This window comes from Deinococcus psychrotolerans (assembly GCF_003860465.1).
GTDB classification, from domain to species: domain Bacteria; phylum Deinococcota; class Deinococci; order Deinococcales; family Deinococcaceae; genus Deinococcus; species Deinococcus psychrotolerans.
In genome coordinates this window covers 163,776-188,447 of the sequence record NZ_CP034184.1, presented here as the reverse complement: position 1 = coordinate 188,447, position 24,672 = coordinate 163,776, and the positions used below count along the sequence as shown (strand labels likewise).

Genomic DNA, 24,672 nt, shown 5'->3' with positions numbered 1-24,672 from the left:
CGCGAATTCCCAGTGGCACCGAGTTCGCGCGTGAGGTTGGCCAGATACTGCGCGTCATCCGCGCACTCCTCCTGCGCCCAGAGCTGCGCCCTAACCGGGCCCTCCTCTCAACAGTACGCAGACCTTGCCCGAGAACCGGCGGGGCTTCACGGTGCGCTCTGCTCAAGCATCTGAACGAAGATCTGCACCACTGCCGGATCGAAGTGAGTGCCCGCACTGCTCTGGATGTGTTCAATGGCCCGCGCTCTACTCCAGGCCTGGCGGTACGGTCGGTCACTGGTCAGCGCGTCGTAGACATCCACCACCGCAAACGCCCTGGCCGCTCTGGGGATGGCCTCCCCTTTCAAGCCCAGCGGGTAGCCGCTGCCGTCCCACTTCTCGTGGTGGTACTCCGGGATGTCCAGTGCCGGGCGCAGGAACTTGATCGGCGAGAGCAGATCCACCGCATAACGCGGGTGCTGTTTCATCTCCACCCACTCCTCGTCGGTGAGCTTGCCAGGCTTGAGTAACACCGCGTCCCGGATGCCCATCTTGCCGATGTCGTGCAGCAGCGCCCCCCGGCGAACATGAACCAACTGCTCGGGTGAAGCGTCCAGACGCTGACACAGCGCCACCGTCATCTCGGTGACGCGCCTGGAGTGGCCCTCGGTTTCTCGGTCGCGCAGGTCCAGCGCCCGCGCCCAGCCTTCGATGGTCTCGTCGTAGGCCAGACGCAACTCCAGATTGCTGCGTTCCAGCTCTTCAAACAGCCGCGCGTTGTCCACGGCGATGGCCGCCTGACCCACCAGGGTCTCGAGCATCTCCAGCCATGGGGGAGAGATGGGCAACGCTTGGCGGTTCAGTACCTCGATGACGCCCAACACCTGATTCTTGGCGATCTGCGGCGCAGCGTAGTATGCCGTGAGGCCTTCTTGCTCAATCACTTCGCGCCAGTCGGGTAACACCAGGACGCTGTCGAGGTCCGGCACGCTGAGCGGTTGTCGGCTCAGCGCCACCTGACCGGCCAGTCCCACACCGAGCTTCACGGCTGTGCCCTGCAGGATGCTGGCGCTGAATCCCCGAGTGGCGGCGTAGTCAAGATTTAAGGTCTCAAAGTTGAACAGGAGCGCGGTGGCCGCGTCCACACCGAGTTGCTGACAGATGTTGTCGAGAATCAAGCCCAGGGTGATACTCGGATCGGCACTCGACGCAATCGACTGGTCGATCGTGCGCAGGCTAGTGACGTAGTCGACCTGCCGCATCAGGTCTTGGTTGAGCGCCTGAATCTCGCGCTCCGCCGCCTGACGTGCGGTGATGTCCTGCGCGACCTTGGAGATGCCGATGACCCGGCCAGCCACATCAAGGATCGGCGACACCGTAACGAACACCGGGATGCGGTGACCATCTTTGGCGATCCGGACCGACTCGAAGGGTTCGACGCGATGACCCTGCCCGGCCCGTCTCAGCATCTCGAGTTGCTCAGCGTGAAGCTCCGGCGGGACGACCAGGGTCATCGGCTGGCCGAAGGCTTCAGCCGCCGTGTAGCCGTAGAGCTCTTCGGCCCCCGCGTTCCAGGAGCGGATGGTGCTGTCCAGCGTCACACCCAGGATGGCGTCGTGGCTGGCGTTGACGATGGCCGCCAGGAACGCCTGATCTTCCTCAGCGGCCCGGCGCTCGGTGACGTCGCGCGCCACGCAGTACGTCAACGGCTCGTCGGGCAGGCTCACAGCTGCCCATTCCAGCCAAACCACACGTCCATCCTTGTGGAGGTAGCGGTTCTGAAAGCTGGTCGTCGGCTGCCCTGCGGTGATCTGGTCGTCCTCCTGCACCGTGATGGCCCGGTCATCTGGATGGACGAAGTCGAGGTAACTGCGTCCGATCAACTCCTCAGGTGTGTAGCCGAGGATCTGCTGGCAGGCCGCGCTCATGGTGACAAAGCGACCCTCGGCGTCAATCGAGTTGATCAGGTCGAGGGACAGGTCGAGCGTCCGTTGCAGCTGGGTCGCGATCTGGCGGTGGCGCTCCTCGCTGTCTGCCAGAACCTGCTTCGATTGCTTTTCCAGGGTGATGTCGCGCATCAGCATCACCGTGCAGGCTTCCCCACCGATCATCACCGGCACGATGGACACGAGCGTATCGGACACCGCGCCGGACTTCCCGCGGAACTGCACTTCACGGTTGACGACCTTCCCCTCTGCCTGAAGCGTTCGCCCGACATCGTCGCGTTCCAGCGGGTTGACCCAGACGTCAAGATGAGACGGCGTGCGCCCGATCATCTCCTCGCGGCTAAAGCCGCTCCGACGCAAAAACTCGGCGTTGGCGTCGATGCATTGGCCAGTACTGACCTGGAAGACGACAATGGCGACTGGAGAAGCGTCAAAGACCTTGGCGAAGCGCTCCTCGCTGGCTTGGAGCTGATCCCTGACCCGCTTTTCCTCGGTGACGTCTCGGATCAGCGTCGTTGCACAGGCTTCCCCCGCGATCATTACTGGAACCACCGATATGACGGTGTCGGCCACCGCGCCAGACTTCAAGCGGAACTGCACCTCACGGTTGAGAACCTTGCCCTCCTCCATAAGGCTGCGTCCCACAGCTTCAAGGTCGAGGGGACTGACCCAGAAGCCCAGATCAAGCGCGGTGCGTCCGATTACTTCCTCGCGGGTGTAGCCACCCTGACGCAGAAATTCGGCGTTGACATCAAGGTACTGGCCGGTGCTGAGATTCGAGACCGTCATGACGATTGGGGAGGCCTCAAAGACCTTGGCGTAGCGCTCCTCGCTGACCCGGAGCTGATCTCTGGCCCACTTTTCCTGGGTAACGTCGCGCACGAAACCGATCACGCAGGCTTCACCGGCCACCTCCATCGGAGTAATCGACAGCACCCCGTAGACCTCCTCTCCGGTCTTGCTGAGGAAGAGAATCTCCCGGTTGACAGCCGTGAGAACGCCGTCGACCATACTCCAGGCGACCTCACGGTTCGCCGAGTTGTCCCACAAACCGAGGTCTTGAGAAGAACGGCCCAGGAACTCCGCGCGGGTGTAGCCGCTCTGACGCGAGAACTCAGCATTGACCTCGATGAAGTGATTGTCGCTTTGGCGGGTGATGAAAATGGCGATTGGACTCGTCTCGAAGACCTTGGAGAAACGCTCCTCGCTGATCTGATGCTCCCGCTGCGCTTCCCGGCTCTCGGTCACATCCCGCACGAACATCGAGACGCCGTCCTCGCCCGGATAAATGGTGATGTCCGTCTGCTTGCCCATGGCCGAGTAATCCAAGACCTGTTGGACGCTCTGGGTTTTCTGGGCCTGCTGGAGGGCCAGGCCAAGCGGCGAATGGGTGGACAGCGGCGACAAATCGAACAGGTTCTGGCCGAGGGTCTCACTGGGTTGACGGGCGGTCATGTTCGACATCGCCTCGTTGACGTACGTGACGTTCCAGTTCTGGTCAAACGACACGAAGCCGTCGGTGATGCGCTCCAGGGTGGACGTGAGTTGCTGCTTGGTGCGCTCTTCTTGCTGCCTAGCCTGCTCACGCGCGGTGACGTCGTTTTGGAAGCCCACGAAGTGGGTGACGGTGCCTGCCACGTCACGGATGGGACTGATGGTCAACTCGTTGTAGAACAACGTTCCGTCTTTGCGGTAGTTGCGCAGCACTGTGGTGACGTCCTGCCCCTGTGCCAGGGCGAGACTGATCTCACGCCGGGCGTCCTGATCGCGATCCTGGCCTTGCAAGAAGCGGCAGTTGCGCCCGATGATCTCGGCAGCCGGGTAGCCGCTGAGCCGCTCGAAGGCGGGATTGACGAAAATGATCGGTAGATCGGGATGCCGTGCATCGCTGATGACGACGCCGATAACGCTCACCGCGAAAGCTTGGCGCAGGAGCTGGGAGTCAGGTACGCCGAACTGGTCGATGGCTGGTTCCTCCATTATCAGCGTGACTTGAGGCAAATTCTACAAGCGAGATGAGTCATATGAATGTCATCGGTCTGGTTGTTTTTCCTCGACCGGGCTCATGATAGACGGCGTGCGAGGTTGTTCTGAAGATCAAGTCACTCTCACCACGAACATGGACTGGGCCTGCCCCGTTTTCGCGTAGTTGAAGTTAAGCGGCTGTAGCTTGGCGTTCGAAGTCGGCGGGTGTCAAGTAGCCGAGTGTGGAGTGACGGCGCTGGCGGTTGTAGAACACTTCAATGAACTCGAAGATGGCGTGTCTGGCATCGGCGCGGGTTTCGAAGATCGTATCCTCGATCAGCTCCCTGAAAAGGGAGCTGAAAAAGCTCTCCACAACAGCATTGTCCCAACATTCTCCTTTTCGGTTCATGCTGCACCGCGCCTGAGTCTGGATCAGGGCGGCTTGAAAAACGTGGCTGATATATTGGCTGCCTTGGTCGCTGTGGTGGAAGCCGGGCGGTGGATCACGACGCTGAACGGCCATCTGTAAGGCAGCTAGGGCAGGGTGGCGGGCATCTGGGCGTCCATGGCGTAACCAACGACTGCTCGTGAACACAGGTCGAGTGTGACCGCGAGATACAGCCAGCCTTCCTTCGTGGGAATGTAGGTCAAATCAGCGGCCCAGACCTGATTGAGCTGCTCAACGTTGAACTGACGATCCAGCAGGTTGGGAGCAACCGGGTCATGGTGATTGCTGTCGGTGGTACGGACCAAACGACGCTTGCCTTTCGCGCGGAGACCGTCTACCCGCATCAGTCGGGCAACGCGCTTTCTGGATACTGCGACTCCGTTGGCGTGCAGTTCTGCGTGAATGCGTGGGGCTCCGTAGCGCTCTTTGCGATGGTGATGAATCTCGCGGATGCGCTGCTGGTGATTGGAGATGGGCCTTCTTCGCCAACTGTGATACCCGCTCACGGAAACCTCCAACACCCGGCAGCGGGCAGGCGTGCTCAAGCGCGTCCGTTCTGCCCAAGAACATGATGTCCAAACGGAACTGGGTGCGGTGCTCGTGGATAAACATGAATCTCAGCGTGTAGTTTCTTTGGCAAAGAAGCGGGCAAGCCCCATACGGGAGGAGTGGCGTCCATCTGGGCGTCCGTTCACGACGAGGGTGCTGTTCTGCCCAAGACAGACCGTGGCTTTTTTTAGTATTTCCCGCTCCTGGCGCAGAATTTCGACTTCCTTGCGAAGCCGACGCAGCTCCTGTTGATCCGCACTCAAGACCTGTTGACCCTGACCAGGGAACGCCGCCTGGCCGTCCTTCTGCTCCGCCGTTGTCCACTTGCGAAGCAGAGAGACATGGATCCCCAGATCTCGGGCGGTGCCGGAAATAGTGCGACTCGTGCGGGCGAGCTGCACAGCATCGCGTTTGAATTCGGTGGTATGGACTTTTCGGGTCGTCATGATGGTGCCTCCTATTGTCGAGGCTTATCTCCATCTACGCAAAACTGGGTCACCCTCAGGGCATCATTCCCCCTGTATACAGACTTTTGTCCGGATCTCAATCCGAGTACGTTGACTTTCCCGCTTGAACATGATTCAATTCATTTGAACGTTCAAATGAGCCAAGTAAGGAGGTGTCCATGACACGTGCCACACTTCGGGATGTTGCCGCCCACGCGGGAGTCTCCTATCAGACGGTTTCCAATGTCCTCAACGACCATCCCTCGATCCGCCCCACAACCCGTCAGCGCGTGTTGGATGCCATCCGTACCCTGGACTACTACCCCAACCAAGCAGCCAAGGCACTGCGTGAGTCACGTGTAACCACGCTTTGCTGCGCTTTCTACGGCCACTCGGCCAGTGACATCAGTGATCCGTACCGCAACCTCATCCAGTCGGCATTCGTGGCACAGAGCAATCAAAGCGGTTACGACATGACCACGGCCTTTCTCAGTCATGGGCAGCCCCAGAGTTTTCAGACGCTCAAGAGCAATTTTTTGCAGCAGCGCTTCGCGGGTGCGCTGGTGGTGGGATCCAACCTCACGTCCCAGGAGGTGCAGATGTTTCGGGACTGGAAGATGCCGACAGTATTCTTCGATCATACGGTTCCGGCCCTCGATATGCCCAGCGTGACCGCCGATTACGCGCAGGGGATGGTGCAATTGGTCACCCACCTGGCCCAGCAGGGCCGCCGCCGCCTGGCCCTAATTATCCCCAAGGACGATCAGGGCAGCACCGCCGCCGCGCGCCGCGAGAGCTTCACGCAGGCCGCTGAGCAGCATGGCCTGGCTCATCAGGTGGTGCAGGGCGACTGGTCATACGATTCGGGCAAGGCTGCCTTTGAAGCCCTACATGCCGGTTCTTTCGCGCCGGACGCGGTGCTGGCGGGCAATGACCGGATGGCGGCTGGAGCACTCAGGGCGGCCCACCGCTTGAACGTCGATGTTCCTGGCGACGTTACGATCAGCGGCTTTGACGATTTCGAGTTCGCACTGTTCACCGCACCGACCCTCACAACCGTCCACGTGCCGTACGGCGAGATGGCCAGAAAAGCGGTGGAGCTGCTCCTGACGGAAATCAGCCCCGGTTCTAGCCAGGCGGTGCAGTTGAGTTTGCCCACTCAGTTGATCATCCGTGAATCGGCCTGAGCATTTTTTGCATCGTTTTTTGAACGTTCAAAAGGAGTTGCCATGACGACCCAGACCACCACCCAGCTGCTTGTGGCCACCGCCCGGCCCAAAAAGCCCCAGCGCCAGGCCTGGATCGGCTACCTCTTTATCCTGCCCGCCATCATCGGCTTCGTGGTGTTCTACCTGTATCCGGCGCTGCGCGGTCTCCAGATCAGCTTCACCGACTGGAACCTGCTGAGCGATCCCAAGAACGTGGGCCTGGCCAATTATGACGAGGCCCTCCACGATCCCAAGTTCTGGTCGGCGCTGTGGATCACCGTCAAGTACGTCCTGTGGAACATCCCGCTCCAGACGCTGCTCTCCATTTTGCTGGCTGTGGCGATGGACCGGCTGGTCAAGAGCATGTTCATCAAGGGCCTGATCATCTTGCCGTACCTGCTCTCCAGCGTGCTGGTGGCCATGATCTTTTTATGGATGCTCGATCCGCTGCTGGGCATCATCAACCAATGGCTCGACGCCACGCCCATCGGCAAGCAGGCGTTCTTTACTTCCACTGATCAGGCCATTCCCACCATCGCGCTGATCAATGTCTGGAAGTACATGGGCTTCAACGCGCTGCTGTTTTACGCCGGACTCCAGGCCATTCCGCGCACCGTTTACGAGGCGGCGTCCATCGACGGAGCCACGGAATGGACGGTGTTCTGGAAAATCACGCTGCCGCTCTTGAGACCCGTGTCGGTGTTCGTGCTGGTGACTTCGCTGATCGGCTCGTTTCAGATCTTCGACACGGTGGCCGTGACCACCCAGGGCGGCCCGGTGGACTCCACCAAGGTGCTGGTCTACTACATCTACCAGAACGCCTTCTCCTTCTTCCGAATGGGCTACGCCACCGCCATGAGCATGCTGCTCTTCGGCCTGCTGGTCGTCTTCACCTTGCTGCAACTGAAGTTTTTGCGGGCCAACGAATCCGATCTGGACTGATGAACGTCCCGCCTTCCCCGACTTCAGTTGCACAGGAGACGTTATGACTACTTTGCCCAGTACCGACCCTATCCCGGCCTCCCGCAAACCCTTTCCCTTTGGCCGTGCCCTCGCCTGGGCCGGACTGCTCCTGATCGTCCTCATCTCTGTGTTTCCAATCTTCATCGTCCTCAAAACGGCGCTGACCAGCAACAAACAGCTTTACGCCGAGGCCGCCTCGCTGTGGCCTTCAAAGCCGACGCTCATCAACTTCGAGCGGGTGCTGGGCATGGTTTCGCCCGAACAAGCGCAGGCGGCGGGCGGGTCGGGTAGCTCGGTCAGCTTTCTGACCTCCACCAAGAACAGCGTGATCTTCACGGCCCTGATCGTGGTGTTCCAGACCCTCTTTTCGTCAATGGCCGCCTACGCCTTTGCGCGGCTCAAGTTTCCGGGGCGCGACACCATTTTCACCGCCTTCCTGATCGCGCTGATGATTCCCGGCATCGTGCTCTCCATCCCCAACTTCATCACCATCAAGAATCTGGGCTGGCTCAACTCGATGCCCGGCATGGTGGCCCCCTTCTTCCTGATGTCTCCGTTCGCGGTGTTCTTCCTGCGCCAGTTCTTTCTGTCGCTGCCCAAGGAAACCGAGGAAGCCGCCTTCCTGGACGGCGCGAGTCCATTCACCATCTTCTGGCGCATCACCCTGCCGATGAGCCAGGGACCGATCATCACCCTCGCCATTCTGACCACCATCGGCATGTGGAACGAGTTTCTCTGGCCCTTCCTGATCGCCAAAGACGAGGCGTCCTACACCCTGCCCGTCGCCCTGCAAGTCTTCAAGACCCAGACGCCCCAGGGCACGCCGGACTGGACGGGCCTGATGGCCGGGACCTTTATCGCTATCATCCCGGTTTTTCTGCTGCTGATCGCGCTGGGCCGCCGTGTGGTGGAGTCGCTGGCCTTCAGCGGCACCAAATGAGGTCTGCGCCTCTGTCGTCCCCCCTGCTCCCCTGCCTTCCTTGCTCCGCCCTGCGGCCCTCCGCTTCTCACCCAAGGAGAACCACCATGAAAAAAATGCTCTCATTGACCGCTGCCCTCTCCCTCCTCGCTGGCCCGCTCGCCAGTGGCGCTCAGGCGGCCACCACCCTCCAGTACTGGCTGTGGGACAGCAACCAGCAGCCTGTCTACCAGCAGTGCGCCACCGCCTTTACCAAGGCCAACCCCGACATCAGCGTCAAGATCACCCAGAAAGGCTGGGGCGATTACTGGACGGCCATTACCACCGGCTTCGTCTCGGGCACCGCGCCGGACGTGTTCACCGATCACCTGGCCTACTTTCCCGACTTCGCCACCAACAACCAGCTCGTCGACCTGGCTCCCCTGATCGCCAAGGACAACATCACCACCAAGTACTACCCCGGCCTCAAGGAGCTGTGGGCCAAAGGCGGCAAGCAGTACGGTCTGCCCAAGGACTGGGACACCGTGGGCATTTTTTATAACGCCGACCTGCTGGCCAAAGCGGGCCTGAAACCCGCCGACCTCGCCAACCTGACCTGGAACCCCACGGACGGCGGCACCTGGCAGTCCACCATCGCCAAGCTGACCAAGGACAAGAGCGGCGTTGCTGGCACGTCAGCCAAGTTTGACAAGAAAAACGTGGCGCAGTACGGCTACGAAACCGGCTACGGCGCGGGCTTCAACGGCCAGACCGAGTGGTCCTTCTACGCCGCCACCACCGGCTGGAAGTACAACAACGGGCTGTTCGGCAACAAGTTCTACTACGACGACTCGCGCCTCGCGTCCACGATTCAGTGGCTGGCCGATCTCAACCTCAAGCACGGCCTGATTCCCAGCTTTCAGGACGTGACCGCCAGCGGCGGCGACTCGCTTTTCCGGGCAGGTAAGGTCGCCATGGTCACCACCGGCTCGTGGCTGATCAACGACTACACCTCTACTCTTCCCTTCAAGGTCGGCATCGCGCCGCTGCCCAAGGGCGTCAACGGCAAGCGCATGAGCATGTTCAACGGCCTGGCCGACAGCATCTGGGTCGGCAGCAAGAACCAGGACGCCGCCTGGAAGTGGGTCAAGTACATGGCCTCCCCGGCTTGCCAGAACGTCGTCGGCAAGACCGGCGCGGTCTTCCCAGCCATTCCCGCCGCCGCCGCCATGTCCATCGCCTCACACAAGGCCAAAGGCGTGGACGCCACGCCCTTCATCAATCAGGCCAAAGCGCCGGGCGGCACCTTCTTCTTCCCGATTTCCGACAACACTGCCAAGATCAACGACATCCTGACCAGCGCCATGCAGAGTGTCTTCCTCGGCAAGACCAAAGCCGCCGACTCGCTCAAGGACGCCAACGCCAAGGTCAACGCGCTGTTCAAATAAGCCCTCAACGAAGGCTGAACAATTTCATTTCGTTCAGCCTTCTTTTCAGTCTAAAATATTGAACGTTCAAATTCACTTCTCGAGGGGAATACCATGACCAATCCCAAAATCGCGTTTATCGGTGCAGGCAGCACCGTCTTTGCCAAGAATCTGCTCGGCGACATCCTCAGCTTTCCCGAACTCGGCGGGGCCGATATTCGCCTCTTCGATATCAACCAGGAGCGCCTCGACGTGACCGAGCAGGTGGCTGGACGGGTCGCTAGGACGGTGGGCGCAAACCCCCGCGTCACCGCCACCACCGACCGTGAACGTGCCCTGGACGGAGCCGATTTCGTCATCAACATGATTCAGGTGGGCGGCTACAAGCCCGCCACTGTCACCGACTTCGAGATTCCCAAGCAGTACGGCCTGCGCCAGACCATCGCCGACACGCTCGGCATCGGCGGCATCATGCGGGCCTTGAGAACCGTGCCGGTGCTGCTCGACATGAGCCGCGACATGGAGCGGCTGTGCCCCGACACCCTGCACCTCAACTATGTCAACCCCATGGCCATGAACATCTGGGGCCTGGCCCGCCAGACGAAGATCAAAACCGTCGGACTGTGCCACAGCGTCCAGCACACTGCTGAGGAACTCGCCCACGACCTGGGTATCCCGGTCGAGGAGATCGATTACCTGGCCGCTGGCATCAATCACATGGCCTTTTATCTCAAGTTTGAGCACCAGGGCCAGAGCCTGTATCCCCGACTGATGGAACTGGCCAACTCAGGCCAGATACCGGAAGGCAACCGGGTGCGCTACGAGATGCTGCGGCGGCTGGGCTACTTCGTGACCGAGAGCAGCGAGCACTTTGCCGAGTACGTGCCGTACTTCATCAAGGCGGGCCGTGAGGACCTGATTGAGCGCTTCAATGTGCCGCTCGACGAGTACCCCCGGCGCTGCGAGTCGAACCTCGACGGCTGGGCCGAACTCAAAACGACGCTTGAAGACCCCGAGGCACCGCTGGAGGTCAAGCGCAGCGTGGAGTACGGCTCACTGATCGTTCACAGCATGGTGACCGGGCAGCCCCGGGTGGTCTACGGCAACGTGATGAACAGCCCCAATGCATTGCAGGGCGGCGGTGCGGGCAAACTGATCAGCAACCTGCCCGACGAATGCTGCGTGGAGTTGCCGTGCCTGGTCGACCGTCAGGGTGTGCAGCCGACCCGCATCGGAACCTTGCCGCCGCAACTCGCCGCACTGATGCAGACCAACATCAACGTGCAGGCGCTGACGGTGGAAGCGCTGGTGACCGGCAACCGCGAGCACATTTACCACGCGGCGATGCTCGACCCACACACCGCCGCCGAGCTGGATTTGGATCAGATCTGGGCACTGACCGATGAGTTGCTCAAGCAGCACGGCGATTTCGTGCCCAGCCAGTTGCAGGCGGCGGACTGAGGGAGAGGTCGGGTGTAGAGGCTGGGAATTTTTCCGGTTGTGTTGCCTTAACTTGCCCCGCGGCAGATGGAGGGCAGGGGTGGCCTGAGGTTCAGGCCACCCCTGCCGCGACGGTTAACCACGTCTGGAACGCTCGTTGCTGATTGCTTCTTGGGCAGAACGGACGCCCTTGAGGACGCCTGCCCGCTTCTTCTCACTGCGGCACAAACGCTGGTACGGGAATGACGGTGGAGATTGGTGATCCGGGCATGCAAAATCAGGAATTCTTGAGCGCGTTTCTGTCGTCTGAAGCCCTGATGACTTCGCTCTTGTCGTCGTGTGGACCGGTGTTCTTGCTCAATAATATTGTTGCACCGGGCTGTGGAGATGACGTGCTGATGGTCGACGTCAGTCAGGCCCGGAAGCTCCCGGATGGCCGCCCCGTAACTCTGGAGCTGATCAGTATGAATGACCTCTGGAACGTCGTATTCACCGAGCAGACGAATCAAAAATGTCTTTGCGGCCTCGGTATCGCGGTGACGCTGGAGGAGGATGTCGAGCACGAAACCGTACTCGTCTACTGCTTTCCAGAGTCAGTGTCGGACGCCGTCGACCGTCGTGCAAACCTCGTCTATATACCATCGGGAACCCCGGCGGGGTTCCCGATGGCGAAGATGTTCAGCGAAGAGGGGACCAAACTTAATGCACCACTCGCGGAGGGTCTCATGACTGACCTGGATGCCGCGCTGGTGCAGCAATTCCTGGACGTCCCGGTAACTCAAAGGAAAGCGATGGTAAAGCCACACGGCGTGCTGGATGATAGACATCGGGAAGCGGTGGCGGTAGGGCGTTCCATCGGTCACGCTGATCAGCCTACCCAAATCCGATTAAGGCAACACAACCGTTTTGACGAATACGGCGGGATCAAAGGGCTTGGAAAGAAAGGCGTCTCCCCTGGACTGGCGGTGCTCGACGGTGTGCTGCTGGACCATGCTGCTCATGACGAGAACGTTCGTGGCTGACCGGTTGACATGGTTGAGAAGGTCCAAGCCGTGCCCACCTGGGAGGTTGAGGTCAAGAACGATCACGCCCGGAGTAAAGCGGCTCAGGGCGGACTCGGCTTCGGGAAGATCGGCGCACTCGAGGACCTCAAGACCGACTCGGTTGAGCAAGAAGCGTTGGAGGGTGCGGGCGGCGGTGAGATCTTCGACCAGCATCACGGTTCCAGGCAGAGGTTGAGGGGAGGACGTGATGTACATACTGTAGTGTCCTCTGGAGGCTCTATCAGAACACTGACCGTTCTGCTGACAGCCTGATAACAAGCTAACTGTGACGTGCCCGGCAGCTCGTAGACCAGTGTGAGGAGGGCGCACGCCGTATCTTGACTGGGTGAAAGGGCTGTAGGCGATCACCACAACGTCCACTTTTTTACCTTGCTCCCGTCGACTTCGCCAGGCTCCAGCCGCCTCCCCTCCAGACGGCAAACGCGGGGCCAGCCCCACCAGCAGATGACTTCCCTGTTCCTTCCTCTTCCCTGGAGTCTCTGCGATGCCCGAAAAGCACATCCACCCAGAAACGCCCTCCGTCAGTCTGGAGCACCTGCCAGGCGACACCGCCATTCACCCAGCGCCCCCCCTGGCGGTGGTCGGCATCGGGGGATCAGCGGGCGCACTCGACGGTTACGAGCGCTTTTTTCTGGGGCTGCCACCCGTCACGGGCCTGGCCTTTGTGGTGGTGCCGCATCTCGATCCTGGGCACCGAGGACTGATGCCGGACATTCTGAGGCGCTGCACCAGCCTGCCCGTGCTTCAGATCGAGGACGGCATGGTCCTCCAGGGCGACCAGGTCTACATCATTCCACCTGGGTTCAGTCTGTCCATCCTGAACGGCGTCTTGCAACTCGGCGACCTGGCGGACGTCAAGGGCAGTGTGATCGACACTTTTTTTGCCGCGCTGGCCGCCGATCAGCGCGAACACACGGTGGGTATCGTGCTCTCAGGTATGGGCACCGACGGAACGCGGGGCATCCAGGCCATCAAACGCTGGGGCGGACAGGTTCTGGTGCAGGACCCGAGCACGGCTGAATACGCTTCGATGCCCAGCAGCGCCGTCGCCACCCACCTCGCGGACGCCGTGTTGCCGCCCGACGACCTCGCGGCGCGACTGCTGAGTCTGACCCAGCAAACCTTGAGTCTGAACGCTGGGGCTCTGTTGAATGACAGTGACCCGGCAAGTGCGCCGCTCCAGACGATCCTGCGGTTGGTGCAGCAGCGCACGGGCCACGATTTCAGCCGCTACAAGCGCCCGACCCTCATTCGCCGGATCGAGCGCCGCATGCTGGGCTGGCGCATACAGGACGTGTCTCAGTACCTCAAGTTGCTGGAGGAGATGCCCAACGAGACCGAAGCGCTGTTCCAGGACTTCACCATCAACGTCACCAGCTTCTTCCGGGACACCGAGGCCTACGCGGAGCTGAAGGAGCATCTGCGCACCTACCTCCAGGCGAATAAAGAGCCGCAAGGTACCCTGCGGGTCTGGGTCACCGCCTGCTCGACGGGCGAGGAAGCCTACTCGGTCGCCATCGTGCTGCACGAATTGACCGAGGAGATCAGCGAGGATCAGCAGATCCGGGTGCAGATCTTCGCCACCGACATCGACCGGGCGGCCATCGACCAGGCACGCCGTGGCCTGTATTCCAGGGAGATCGCTTACGTCATCTCGCCGGAGCGCCTCCGCCGCTACTTCTCGGTCAAAGGCGACCAGTATCAGGTGCGGGCAGATATCCGTGAGAGCGTTGTTTTCGCCACCCACAACACCTTCGGCGATCCGCCCTTCACGCGCCTGGATCTGCTGTGCTGCCGCAACATGCTGATCTACATAGGTCCTGCCTTGCAGACCCAGATCCTGGCGCTGTTTCGCTACGCGCTGCGGCCCCAGGGGCTGCTGTTCCTGGGAACCAGCGAGTCGATTGGTGCCCAGCAAGATCACTTCGGCACCCTCAGCCAGCACTGGAAGATTTACCAGCGCGGGGAGGGTAAGGCGGCGTTGCCGCCAGTGAGTCACACGGCAGTCTCCACTCAGCTCAATCAGGAGGGCGTGGGCCAGGCCGGGCAGCAGTCCAGACAGGACAGGAGTCACCGCCCGGACACAGCTCAGAAGGCCCAGAAGGTGCTGCTGGCCGAGTACGCACCGCCCGCCGTGGTGACCGATAACCAGGGCGAGGTGCATTACGTTCATGGACGCACGGGCCGCTATCTGGAGCTGTCGCCGGGCCGGGGGATGAACAACGTGTTCGAAATGGCGCAGGGGGAGCTGCGCTACGAACTCCCGGCGGCGGTGCGTCAAGCCCTGACCGAACGCCGAAAAGTGGTTCGCAGTCAGTTGCATGTGGAGGTCGAAGGCTTTACCCAGACGCTTGATCTGATCGTGACTCCGCTGACCGGGCCGTCCTCGGGGCTGGTCATGATCGTTTTTCAGGAACGTCTGGACACTCAAGGCAGTGTCAGCCAGGGTGCCAGCCCGTCCCGTCCCGAAAAGACCGATCAGGTGGTGGCGCTAGAGTCGGAACTGCACCACAGCCGGGAGACCCTGCAAGCCACCGTCGAAGAGATGGCGGTCAGCCTGGAGGAGGTCAGGAGCACCAACGAGGAACTTCAGAGCACCAACGAGGAACTCCAGAGCGGCAACGAGGAACTGATGACCTCGAAGGAGGAACTCCAGTCGCTCAACGAGGAGTTGACCGCCATCAATGCCGAGCACCAGCTGGTGATCCGTGATCTGGCGCTGGCCAACGACGACACCAAGAATCTGCTGGAGGGGGCAGGCACCGCCACCGTCTTCCTGGACAACGACTTGAAGATCAGGCGCTTTACGCCGTTCATCAGCGCCATCATTCCTTTGACGCTGTCGGATGTGGGTCGGCCCATCACCGACTTTCACTTCAACCTGCGCTACGACCACCTGATCCGGGACGTGAAGCGGGTGCTGAAGACGCTGGAACCCTTCGAGATGCAGGTTCAGACCTCTGGGGCCGCCAGAGACGGTGGCGGCCAGACAGATGGGGCAGGTGGGGCAGACGGGGGCCGGTGGTATCTGATGCGCCTCAGTCTCTACCGGACGACTGACAATTACATCGGCGGCGTGGTCGTGGCCTTCACCAACATCGACCTGATCAGGTTCCAGGGGACGACGCCGGACGTGTGACAGGGACGGCCTGGGTGGCTGGAGCCTGATCCGGGCCGCTGACCAGGTGGCGTGAGGAGCCATGCCGCGTGGGGCGAACTTTCAAGGGCGACCCACAGCACCGCCTTCACCGCTCCTTGCTCACGTCGTGGTCGAGCTGCTCGGCACTCAAGCTCCTGTTATCCACGATGTCCTGGAAGATCAGTCGCGTGCGGGCCTCCATCTCTGCGGCTTTGCGGCTGTATTCCTGGGCCAGCCAGGTATTCCCAGCCGCCGCGAAGTTCTGGCTGGTGTTCTCCAGCAGCATACTGGCTTCCTCCAGCGCCCGCATGGTGCGCCACAGTTTATTCTCGATGGCCTCGGTGACGCTCACCAGCAAGCTGTCCCCGGTGTAGGCGTGGCCGGTGTGGCAGCGGTAACGGGTGAATCCCCCTTCCTTGATCTCCACCAGAATGCCTCCGCATTCCGGACAGGTCTGCGGCGTGACCTTCCCGAAGGCCATCACCCCTTTGCGGAAGGCGTGGGCACTGCTGGCAATGCTGACCTCGACCTCCACCCGCTGGCGGTCTTCGTCACTGGCCATGGTCTCCCCGGGCTCCTTCATCGGCGCAGCGACAAGTTGAATCAGTAACGCCGCGAGGTCGTTCGCACACACCGTGTGGTCCACCTTGACCTGACTGACGGCGCTCTTCGGCATCGAGTCGTACTCGGCGTCCTGGGGATCTTGCACCACAGCCACGCCGCCGAAGTGCTTGATGGTCCACAGCCCCGAGGTGCCGTCGTCGAGCAGTCCAGAGAGCACCACGCCGATCACGTTGGGACCCTCGCTGTACGCCGCCGAGCGGAACAGCGTATCGACGGCGGGACGAACACGGTTCTCCTTGGGACCCTTGGTCACGTTGAACTGGCCATTCTCGATGAGCAGGTGGTGATCCGGGGACGCGCAGTAAATCCGCCCCGGCAGAATTGGGTCGCCATTAGCAGGCTGTGACGCTGGCAGCGGCCCAGCCCGGCCCAGAATCTCTGCGAGGTAGCTGGGGGCGTAAGCTGGGATGTGCATGACGATGCAGATGGCCGCCGGGAAGTCGGCGGGCAACCCGGCAGCCAGGGCGGTCAGTGGCGGCAGGCCGCCCGCAGAGGCACCGATGACCACCAGTCGAAAAGGAAGCATGGCTACAGAATGCACTGAGCGGAGGTCAGTTCCATACCGTCTTCCTGAAGCCGTACCCAGGACAGCGAAAGACTTCAGGCTGGCTGCGGAGAAAAGTTCCCCCTCTGTGTCCAGCGCTGGGCCTTCGGCGGTCACCACTTCATCACAGTTCACATCCTTCATCTGACCTAAAGTTCAGTCACCTTCAGCCCAGCGTGGCTCATCTCGCTCCTCGTGTGAAGTAGGTTCAGCGGATCGTCCCATCCTCCAGAGGGTGCTGCCGTCTGAATGACCAGATCAGGAGCCTCCTTGCTTACATTTGATGACCTCCAGCAGCGCTTCAATCATCAGGAACAGGAACTGCATATTCACCAGGCCGAGCTGGAACAGCAAAACGAGGTGCTGCGGCAGATCAATCTGGAGCTGGAGCAGGCCCGCAACCGCTACGCCGACCTGTTTGAATTCGCGCCGGTGGGCTATGTGGTCTGTGACCAGGGCGGCCTGATCCAGCAGATCAACCAGACTGGGTGCCTGCAACTGGGTGCCGCGGGCGGCGACTTGGTGGGGCGGCAGTTCTCACTCTTCATCGGGGACGGCCAGCACGTCGCCTTCGCCGAACTGCTCCGCAGCGCACTTCAATCAGCTGAAGACGCCGAACATCACCGGATGGACGTCAGGATGCCTCGCCAGGGTGGTCACGCCTGGGACGCGCTGCTGGAATGTACCGGGCTGGCGGGGCCGTCGACTCGCCTGGTCCGGCTGGCCCTCACGGACATCACAGCGCTGAAAACGGCGCAGCGCGAGACCGAGCGGCGCACCCGGCAGACCGAGCAACTCAGTGAGGAATTGCAGACCTTCCTGCATTCCATGACGCACGACCTGAGCGCCCCCATGCGGCAGGTGAGCGGGTTCGCCGAGTTGCTGGGCCGGACCCTCCAGGCCCCCGATGAGCACAGCGCCCGTCTTCTAAAGGATCTGCTGCGAGCGGCCTCACGTATGAATGAGCTGATGACCTCGCTGACCCTCTTTTTCCGGACGGGCCAGCCGTTCAGCCGTCACCAGACCGTGGACCTCAACCGGCTGGTCGATCAGGTGTTTGCCGAACTGGGGCCTGAGCGGGCGGGTCGGCAGGTAAGACTCACCCACGACGCTCTGCCCACCCTTCAGGCCGATCCGCTGAGCTTGCAGATGATTTTTGGCAACCTGCTCTCGAACGCCGTCAAATTTACCCGTCCCTGCCCCGAGGCCCGGATTCATGTGGGTGTGCAGGAGCAGGAGGGGACATTTTTATTCAGCGTCCGCGACAACGGTGTGGGCTTTGATGCCCGGCAGTCTGGGCGGATGTTCGGCGTGTTTGAGCGGCTGCACAGCGAACGGGACTTCGAGGGTCAGGGCTTGGGACTGGCGCTGGCCCGGCGGATCGTGCAGCGCTTGCAGGGCCGGATCTGGGCGGAGAGTGTGGCGGGCGCGGGTTCAGTGTTCTGGGTGCAGCTGCCCCGCGAACTGGTGGCTGTGCCGGGTGGTTCAGAAGTCAGCTGGTGAGCGCGGCATTCGCCCGCAAATACGCCTCAATCTCTTCGGGAGGCAGCGCAGCCGAGAACAGCCAGCCCTGGGCGACCTTGATTCCGAGTTCCAGCAGGTTCTGCTGGTGCGCCTGCGTTTCGACGCCCTCGGCCACCACCGTCAGTCCCAGCGCCTCGCCGATCAGCACGGTGGCCCGGATCAGGCGAGCGTTCTCGCCAAGCGCCGCCACAAAGGAGCGGTCGATCTTGAGCATCCTCACCGGAAAGCGGTGCAGGGCGCTGAGTGACGAAAATCCCATCCCAAAGTCGTCGAGCACCAGTTCCACCTGGGCCAGACGCAGGGCGTTCAGGGTGGCCGGGTCGCTGGCCTCGTGGGAGGTCAGGACCCGTTCGGTGATCTCGATCAGCACCCGCCACGCGGCTGGGCAGGCGTGCTCCGTGAGCTGATCCGTGACCTGGCGAATCTGCTCCAACTGACGGGCTGAGACGTTGACGTTCATCCAGAGCGGCTGGACTCCAGTTCGGTCCAGGTGCCAGTGCGCGGCCTCACGCTGGGCCTCCATCAACACCCAGCGGTCGATCTGGCCGACCAACTCCAGCTCCTCGGCCAGCGGGATGAACACGCCGGGCAGCAGCAGGCCCCGCTGCGGATGCTGCCAGCGCACCAGGGCTTCGAGGCCCAGCACCTGACCGCTGGCCAGCGCCACGATCGGCTGGTAATGCACGACCAGTTCACGGCGCTCCAGGGCAAGTCGCAACTGGGCTTCGAGTTCCAGCCGTTCCCTGGCTTCCTCCCGCATGGAGGACACGAACACGGCTGACCTGGCTTTCCCGCCCCGTTTGGCTTGATACAGGGCCAGATCCACATCGCTGATGACCTCCTGGGCCGTGTGGTAGCCGTCCCTCACCAGCAGAATGCCAACGCTGACCGTCAAGCGCAGCTCCTGGCCCTCCAGCACGAACGGTTCCTGCACCGCCGCGTCCAGCCGGGCGATAACGCTGGAGACGCTGCTCGGGTCGGTGACGTTGTGCAGCAGGACAGCGAACTCGTCCCCTCCCAGCCGGGACAGGTGATCCTCGGGCCGGGTCATCCCGTGCAGACGCCTGGAAAGTTCAATGAGCACCTGATCCCCAACCGGGTGGCCCAGGCTGTCATTGATGACCTTGAAGTGGTCGATATCGAAGAACAGCACGGCAAAATCCCGACCATGCTGGTGCAGGCTGTCCAGTGCGCCTTCGAGTGCGTCCGCGAAGGCCGCCCGGTTGGGCAGGCCAGTCAGGAAATCGTGACTGGCCTGGTGGTGTAAGCGGGCATTGAGGTCGAGCAGTGTCTGGGTACCCTGGCTCACCCGCTCTTCGAGCGTGGCATTCAGGTGTTCCAGGTGGGCTTGAGCCTGCGAGAGGGGCGTGATGTCCATCAGCGCGATCAGGACGCCGGGCTGATCACGCACCGAGGTGGGCAGGGTCAGTCCCTGAAGCTGCACCTCAAGGCGTGCGCCGCCCCGCCGCTCGAGTGTGAACAGGTGTGTCCGCGAGGAGTGAACCTGCTTCAAAGCATCCAGAACGTCCCTGAACTCGGCCCGCTGCTCTGGAGCGATGAACAGACCAAAGGGCCGCGTGAGAAGCTGACCCCGCTGAAAGTCGAGCAGCTGACTGCCTGCCAGGTTGACGTCCAGAATGTCTCCAGCGGCGTTCAGAGTGAAGTAGGCGGAGGGCGCGTGTTTATACAGGGTGCGGTAGTGCTGGCGTTCAAATTCGAGGGCGGTGACGCTGTGCCCAAGCTCTTCGTTTTGCAACTCGATCTCGGCCTGCTGGACGCGCAATTCATGAATGAGCGCTGCGGCTTGCCAGCCTTCCCAGGTTTCGAGCGGCTTCAGGCTGAACAGGCGGCGCTCGGCCTCGCTCCGCAGCGCACGCGCTTCAGGAGAGGAATGCTCCGGCGTCACCGGACTCTCCATGAGCGGATCACTGAGGCACGAATGTTCAGCGGGTCGCCGGACGCGCAGATGGGGGGGACATGCTGCATAGTATCCCTGAATTCAATCAAGGGGCGTGTGAGCGCTCCCAAGGCGGTCCATGCACTCAGCAGATGCCTGCCGATGGTGGTCTAGATCAACACCTTCCGGAGTAGTGACGACCGAATCTGTGTGACATGTCCGAGGCTCAATCCGTCACGAAACTGTTTTTCCCCTGGTGTTTGGCAGCGTACATGCAGCGGTCCGCACGTTCCAGCAAGGCAGCTGCATGCTCGCCAGCGACGTGCTGGACGAAACCGAGACTGGCGTGGACGGTCACGGTCGCGGCGTCCAGCACGAATGGCCGCTGAAACGCGGCCAGCGTGCGGGATCCGATCCGTTCAAGAACATCTCGGGACGCGGTTTGCCTTAGCAGCAGCACGAACTCGTCCCCGGCCAGCCGCGCGACCAGATCGGCTCCCCGGACGACGCCCCTCAAGCGTGCAGCCACCTGGATCAGCAATTCATCTCCGGCCTTGTGACCGTAAGAGTCATTGACTGACTTGAAATCGTCCAGATCCACGAAGCCCAGCGCGAGGTGACCTTGCCGGTCGACCAGACCAAGCTCGCGTTCCAGCTCATGCATGAACTGCGCCCGGTTGGGCAGGCCGGTGAGCACATCGGTGAAGGCGCGTTGCTCCAGTTGCTTTTGAAGGTCGATGCGTTCGGTCACGTCGGTCTGAACACCGATGAAATGCGTCAAGGTTCCTTGGGCATTGTGGATCGGTCCGATATTGAGGGCATTCCAGAAGGGCATTCCGCTTTTCTTGTAATTCAGAACCACGAGTTCAGTCGCTGCTCCGGCGTCGAAGGCCGTCCTCATCTGATGGATGGCCTCAGGATCGGTGCCCTCACCCTGAAGGAAGCGGCAGTTGTGGCCTACGATTTCGCTGCGGGTGTAGCCGGTCAGCTGTTCAAACGCCGGGTTGCAGTAGACAATGGGGCGTCCCTTGACGTTGGCACTGATGACAATTCCATTGGTGGCGTTGGTCAGCGCGACGACGAGCATCGACAACCATGCAGGCTGATCACTCGGTAGGAGATGGGCGGTGAAGAGGAAAGGCGCTTGCGCGTCTGGATTGGGACCTTGGAGATCAATGGGACGCAACAACTCGCCCTCAGGTGACGGCGTGCTTGGCATACTTGAGACTAGGTCGAGCCGCCTGACATGTTTATCACGCCCGTGAGGCGAGGTGCGCGGATTGAACTTGGGGATTGACGATACGTGATCAAGCCCTTCACCCTACGCGCAGTGGTGACCCGTGTACGCGCTTTGCTGCACCGTGCTGGCATGCGGCGAACTGTTTTTGGATCTGCGTCTTCACCCTGAAACTGCTGGAAGCCCGCCATCACTGAGAAATTTTCAGTTCACAGGTCTTTTTTCGGTTATGTTGCCTTAATCGGCGTGGGGTAAGCTGACCGGCCATGAACAACCCGAAGCCCTACCGCCACCGGTTCCCCATGACCATCATTCAACACGCTGTCTGGCTGTACCACCGCTTCCCACTCAGCTACAGAGACGTTCAAGAATTGCTGCACCAGCGCAGCATCCAGGTTAGCCACGAGACAATCCGCGAATGGTGTATCAAGTTCGGTTCTCTCTTCGCGGCAGACCTTCGTCACCGTGAACCCCGCCGGGGTTCGCGGTGGTATCTGGATGAGATGTGCACGACGGTGGATGGCGTTCGACACTGGCTTTGGAGGGCTGTGGACGAATACGGCTTCGTACTCGACATCTTGCTCCAGCGACACCGAGACACGGAGGCGGCAAAGACCTTCCTGACAAGGTTATTGTGTGAATATGACGTCCCAGAGGTCATTCATACCGATCAGCTGCGCAGTTACGGGGCGGCCATCCGGGAGATCCCGAGCCTGGCCGACGTGGATCACCAAGAGGTGATCTCCACCGCCAAGTGTAACAACGTTATTGAGCAGGAACATCGATCCACACGACGACAAGAGCGCAGTCAGCAGGGGTTCAGACGACGAAAATGCGCTCAGGAATTCCTGAGTTTGCACGCCCGGATGACTAATCTCCACCATCATTCCCGCACCAGTGTTTGCGCCGCAGTGAGAAAAAGCAATCAGAAACGGGCGTTCCAGATGTGGTCAACCGTCGCGGCAGGGGTGGCCTGAAGTTCAGGCCACCCCTGCCCTCCGACTGCCGTGGGCCAAGTTAAGGCAACATAACCCCTTCAAGTGCAGGGACTGTCAGGGAAACACACCGATTCGTTTGAACTGCACGGAATGCCGGGGGCAGCAGCGCACCCGCAAGTCAGGGCAGCAGTTCTTCGCAGAGTGCGCTGGTTGCAGGACGTCGACGCTTTACTTCACCAACGGTTGGTCGCGGCTCAGAGTGTCTAGACCTCTGGGAAACAGCGGCAGCTGTGCCCCAGATATGGGAGCCACAAGCTGATTCTGGACACTCAAGCCCAGCAGCCGCACTGCTCGGCCCGCCAGCAGTTCAGGCGTCAGCAGTTCGTAGGCCAGAGTAAGCACCTTCGCCGCGTCTAACAGCGGCGCAGCACTGGTCACTCGGCGCGTCAAAACAGTTCGGTCGGCGAACTTGATTTTCAGCACCAAGCTGCGCCCGTGGTAATCGGCCCTCGTCAGACGCGGCATCAGCAGCTCGACCAGACCCGGTAGAGCGGCCTGCGCCTCGGCGAACACGCTCAGATCATCTTCGAAGGTGCGCTCCACACCGACACTTTTGCGTTCCCGGTCAGGATCGACGGGCCGCTCGTCGATTCCGTGGCTGATCCGGTGAAAGTGTGCGCCTTGAGCACCGAACCAGTGGGTCAGGTCACTCAGGGATTGGCGTTTGAGATCGGCTCCAGTGAACAGTCGGCGGTCATGCATTCGGCTTTTGGTGGCTGGGCCGACGCCGTGAAACGCTTCAACTGGCAGAGCGGCGATCAGGGCGTCCGCTTGCTCAGGTCGAATGACAGTCAGGCCGTCGGGCTTGTGCATATCCGAAGCGAGCTTTGCCAGAAACTTGTTGAAGCTCACCCCAGCTGAGGCGGTCAGCCGAGCCTCGCGCTGGATGTCGGCTTTGATCGCTCTGGCAATCAGCGTGCCGGACGGGTGCTGGCTGACGTCCAGATACGCTTCGTCCAGCGAGAGCGGCTCCACCAAGTCGGTGTACTGGAAAAACACGGCGCGGATCACGTCCGAGACTTGCTTGTAGACGTCCATGCGGGGTGGCACCAGCGTCAAGTGGGGACATTTTTGCAGCGCCAGGCTGGTGGGCATGGCGCTGCGAACACCGTACTGGCGGGCTTCGTAACTGGCCGTCAAGACGACGCCGCGTTTGCTCTGGTGGGCAACCGCGACGGCTAGACCGATCAGCTTGGGCTGATCGCGCACCTCGACGCTGGCGTAGAAGGCGTCCATATCGATGTGAACGATGCGCCGCACCCCGCCATTATCGGGTGGGACGAGTCAGCGCGTCAGTGAGCCTGCTTGCGGCTTGACGCTGATCTGCCCACTTTTCCAGGCGACGTGGTCACGGCTGCCCCAGTGGCCCCAGAACTCCTGTGGCACTTTGCCGGGGATGTCGTAACGAAGGTACAGGTAACCCGCCTCGGTGTCCTGCTGGCCCGCGTTGACCTCGGCGCGGCTGAGTATGGGCTTGTCCGACACCTGGAAGTGTGGGTCTTTGGCGAGAAGGCCTTGCACAAGTGTAAGGAGTTGCTGATCCTTTTCGCTCGGTGCGGCACTACTGCCGTCGGCCTGGATTACGGTTAAGGTCACGTCGATCATTTCTTAATCCCTCGGTAGCCTGCGGACTGCGCAGCTGACGCACTGGTAAAGCAACTCTTGGCCTTGGTGCGCTGATAGTTGCCGTCGCCGGTGGGCAGGTGATAGATACCCGCTGAGCTGACCTTGATAGGCGCAGTAGTGGGACAACTCCCGTCGGCATTCGGCGTGGTGGTCCCGGTGGCAGTGCCACTGCCCTGAGCGGTGCTGCTGATTGGCACTGGAGCGGGAGTCGGTAGGGTCGGGACGTGCGTGATGGGTGCGTTGCCGTTAACAATGGGCTGTGCGCCCCCCGGCAAGGGGCCGACGTACTTGACGTAGGCGGTCGTCCAGTTGCTGGCGATGGCCTGCTGCGCTTCTTGCATGGTGATCTTGCCGCCGCACGCGAGGGCGTGGAGCTTGTTCTCCAGCGAGTCTTTGACGTGAGCGTTGAGCGGTTGGGTTTTGTAGCTTTCGGGGTAGAGGTTTTTGATGCTGTTGGAGCCGCCGAGTTCGAGACTGATGATGTGGTCGACCTCGTACTCGCCGGACTCGCGTGAGGCAATTCCGTAGGAGCGATAGACCTGCTCTTTGAGGGGTTGCGGAACGTTCCGCACCGTCTTGGTGTATCCCGAGACGCAGATGATGGCGGTGTCGGACGTCAGGACATCGCCCGGCGATAATCTAGGATCGGGCAGGATGGGCGCGTTCTGGTTGTAAGCGAAGCCAACGCCCAGACTTGCCAGTGCGAGGGTCAGCAGGAGCGGTTTCATGAAGTGAGTCTGGCAGACTGGG

The 24,672-nt window shown here is 61.3% G+C and carries 19 protein-coding genes and 2 pseudogenes; 9 read left to right on the top strand and 12 right to left on the bottom strand.

What is annotated here, in order from left to right:
- Positions 1-146 precede the first annotated feature (146 nt).
- From EHF33_RS14580 to EHF33_RS21915, 4 genes and pseudogenes are all read right to left on the bottom strand, one after another.
- Positions 147-3,905 carry a PAS domain S-box protein gene (locus tag EHF33_RS14580; RefSeq protein ID WP_124873478.1) on the bottom strand — a complete coding sequence of 1,253 codons (3,759 nt, stop codon included), beginning with the start codon at positions 3,903-3,905 and terminating at the stop codon, positions 147-149.
- A 175-nt stretch (positions 3,906-4,080) separates the two neighbouring features.
- Positions 4,081-4,299 (bottom strand): integrase core domain-containing protein, encoded by a 219-nt coding sequence (locus tag EHF33_RS21925; protein WP_420889971.1) that lies wholly within the window; start codon positions 4,297-4,299, stop codon positions 4,081-4,083.
- Positions 4,300-4,338: 39 nt separating this feature from the next.
- Positions 4,339-4,844 (bottom strand): annotated as a pseudogene (locus tag EHF33_RS21920) (IS3 family transposase); the annotation flags it as partial.
- A 111-nt stretch (positions 4,845-4,955) separates the two neighbouring features.
- Entirely contained in the window at positions 4,956-5,333 is a 378-nt protein-coding gene (locus EHF33_RS21915; RefSeq protein WP_420889965.1) for a transposase, read from the bottom strand.
- 179 nt (positions 5,334-5,512) lie between these two features.
- On the opposite strand from EHF33_RS21915, the gene EHF33_RS14570 reads away from it, so the two are divergent.
- The 5 genes from EHF33_RS14570 (at position 5,513) to melA (ending at position 11,290) form a co-directional block, all read left to right on the top strand.
- Positions 5,513-6,520 carry a LacI family DNA-binding transcriptional regulator gene (locus EHF33_RS14570; RefSeq protein WP_124873476.1) on the top strand — a complete coding sequence of 336 codons (1,008 nt, stop codon included), beginning with the start codon at positions 5,513-5,515 and terminating at the stop codon, positions 6,518-6,520.
- A 42-nt stretch (positions 6,521-6,562) separates the two neighbouring features.
- Positions 6,563-7,483, top strand: coding sequence for a carbohydrate ABC transporter permease (locus EHF33_RS14565; protein ID WP_124873474.1), 921 nt, complete (start codon positions 6,563-6,565; stop codon positions 7,481-7,483).
- A 43-nt stretch (positions 7,484-7,526) separates the two neighbouring features.
- Positions 7,527-8,444 carry a carbohydrate ABC transporter permease gene (locus EHF33_RS14560; protein ID WP_124873472.1) on the top strand — a complete coding sequence of 306 codons (918 nt, stop codon included), beginning with the start codon at positions 7,527-7,529 and terminating at the stop codon, positions 8,442-8,444.
- A gap of 86 nt (positions 8,445-8,530) precedes the next feature.
- The gene (locus EHF33_RS14555; protein WP_124873470.1) at positions 8,531-9,850 is read left to right on the top strand and encodes an ABC transporter substrate-binding protein; all 1,320 of its coding nucleotides are present in this window, start codon (positions 8,531-8,533) and stop codon (positions 9,848-9,850) included.
- Between the two features lie 93 nt (positions 9,851-9,943).
- A complete protein-coding gene (gene melA, locus EHF33_RS14550; RefSeq protein WP_124873468.1) occupies positions 9,944-11,290 on the top strand; it encodes an alpha-glucosidase/alpha-galactosidase in 1,347 nt (448 codons plus the stop codon).
- Positions 11,291-11,460: 170 nt separating this feature from the next.
- Here melA and EHF33_RS14545 read toward each other — a convergent pair.
- Positions 11,461-12,132, bottom strand: a pseudogene (locus tag EHF33_RS14545) (IS6 family transposase); the annotation flags it as partial.
- 24 nt (positions 12,133-12,156) lie between these two features.
- The gene (locus EHF33_RS21155) at positions 12,157-12,441 is read right to left on the bottom strand and encodes a response regulator (RefSeq protein ID WP_420889970.1); all 285 of its coding nucleotides are present in this window, start codon (positions 12,439-12,441) and stop codon (positions 12,157-12,159) included.
- Here EHF33_RS21155 and EHF33_RS21910 point away from each other — a divergent pair.
- Both EHF33_RS21910 and EHF33_RS14535 read left to right on the top strand, forming a co-directional pair.
- On the top strand, positions 12,322-12,585 hold the full coding sequence (locus EHF33_RS21910) for a hypothetical protein (RefSeq protein WP_420889975.1): 264 nt from the start codon (positions 12,322-12,324) through the stop codon (positions 12,583-12,585). The two genes, EHF33_RS21155 and EHF33_RS21910, sit on opposite strands and share 120 nt — an antisense overlap.
- 232 nt (positions 12,586-12,817) lie before the next feature.
- Positions 12,818-15,472: a CheR family methyltransferase gene (locus EHF33_RS14535; protein WP_124873464.1), complete on the top strand. Its 2,655-nt coding sequence runs from the start codon at positions 12,818-12,820 to the stop codon at positions 15,470-15,472.
- A gap of 106 nt (positions 15,473-15,578) precedes the next feature.
- Here EHF33_RS14535 and EHF33_RS14530 read toward each other — a convergent pair whose 3' ends face one another.
- Positions 15,579-16,622: a chemotaxis protein CheB gene (locus tag EHF33_RS14530; protein WP_124873462.1), complete on the bottom strand. Its 1,044-nt coding sequence runs from the start codon at positions 16,620-16,622 to the stop codon at positions 15,579-15,581.
- A 288-nt stretch (positions 16,623-16,910) separates the two neighbouring features.
- Here EHF33_RS14530 and EHF33_RS14525 point away from each other — a divergent pair, with 288 nt between their 5' ends.
- Complete coding sequence (locus EHF33_RS14525; protein WP_241191369.1) at positions 16,911-18,143, top strand: sensor histidine kinase; 1,233 nt, start codon at positions 16,911-16,913, stop codon at positions 18,141-18,143.
- Here the strand turns inward: EHF33_RS14525 and EHF33_RS21150 are convergent.
- Both EHF33_RS21150 and EHF33_RS14515 read right to left on the bottom strand, forming a co-directional pair.
- Complete coding sequence (locus tag EHF33_RS21150) at positions 18,133-20,070, bottom strand: putative bifunctional diguanylate cyclase/phosphodiesterase (protein WP_241191368.1); 1,938 nt, start codon at positions 20,068-20,070, stop codon at positions 18,133-18,135. The two genes, EHF33_RS14525 and EHF33_RS21150, sit on opposite strands and share 11 nt — an antisense overlap.
- A 217-nt stretch (positions 20,071-20,287) precedes the next feature.
- Positions 20,288-21,148, bottom strand: a complete 861-nt coding sequence (locus EHF33_RS14515) for a GGDEF domain-containing protein (RefSeq protein ID WP_124874056.1) — start codon at positions 21,146-21,148, stop codon at positions 20,288-20,290.
- 416 nt (positions 21,149-21,564) lie between these two features.
- On the opposite strand from EHF33_RS14515, the gene EHF33_RS14510 reads away from it, so the two are divergent.
- Positions 21,565-22,275 carry an IS6 family transposase gene (locus EHF33_RS14510; protein ID WP_124873457.1) on the top strand — a complete coding sequence of 237 codons (711 nt, stop codon included), beginning with the start codon at positions 21,565-21,567 and terminating at the stop codon, positions 22,273-22,275.
- Between the two features lie 189 nt (positions 22,276-22,464).
- Here EHF33_RS14510 and dinB read toward each other — a convergent pair whose 3' ends face one another.
- Genes dinB through EHF33_RS14495 form a run of 3 tightly spaced genes read right to left on the bottom strand, consistent with a single transcriptional unit; the run spans position 22,465 to position 24,650 of the window.
- Positions 22,465-23,556, bottom strand: a complete 1,092-nt coding sequence (gene dinB, locus EHF33_RS14505; protein ID WP_241191367.1) for a DNA polymerase IV — start codon at positions 23,554-23,556, stop codon at positions 22,465-22,467.
- 24 nt (positions 23,557-23,580) lie between these two features.
- Positions 23,581-23,892: a hypothetical protein gene (locus tag EHF33_RS14500; protein WP_124873455.1), complete on the bottom strand. Its 312-nt coding sequence runs from the start codon at positions 23,890-23,892 to the stop codon at positions 23,581-23,583.
- Positions 23,893-23,897: 5 nt separating this feature from the next.
- On the bottom strand, positions 23,898-24,650 hold the full coding sequence (locus EHF33_RS14495; protein ID WP_124873453.1) for an HNH endonuclease signature motif containing protein: 753 nt from the start codon (positions 24,648-24,650) through the stop codon (positions 23,898-23,900).
- Between the last annotated feature and the right edge of the window lie 22 nt (positions 24,651-24,672).